This window comes from Campylobacter sp. TTU_617, from assembly GCF_016599045.1.
Lineage (GTDB): Bacteria > Campylobacterota > Campylobacteria > Campylobacterales > Campylobacteraceae > Campylobacter_D.
In genome coordinates this window covers 1-305 of sequence record NZ_JAENKV010000057.1, presented here as the reverse complement: position 1 = coordinate 305, position 305 = coordinate 1, and the positions used below count along the sequence as shown (strand labels likewise).

General features: G+C 19.3%; 1 protein-coding gene. It reads right to left on the bottom strand.

The window, feature by feature from the left end; all coding sequences use genetic code 11:
- Positions 1-181 precede the first annotated feature (181 nt).
- On the bottom strand, positions 182-305 hold a 124-nt coding region (locus GQV94_RS07680), incomplete at its 5' end, for a DUF2972 domain-containing protein (protein WP_200170450.1).

Below are 305 nucleotides of genomic sequence, written 5' to 3'. Positions count from 1 at the left end.
TATAAGTAAAAATGGTTATTATATTAATTATAAAAATTAATATAAAATTTATTCTATAATAATAGTTTATGATTTTAAAATTTGATTATACCCCCCCCCATTAAATTTTACTTAATTTTTTTAAAATTTTCGATAAAAAATATGTTGATATTTTATAACCTTTTTTTAATCTTTTTATAATTTAGCTTCCACACATCTTTTCAAATTCTTGATAGTATTTCCAAGAAGCTATGATATCGGGACGATGTTCTTTAATATGAGTAAGTTCATAATCTAGTATGTTTTTAAGATATATTCTTAAATCT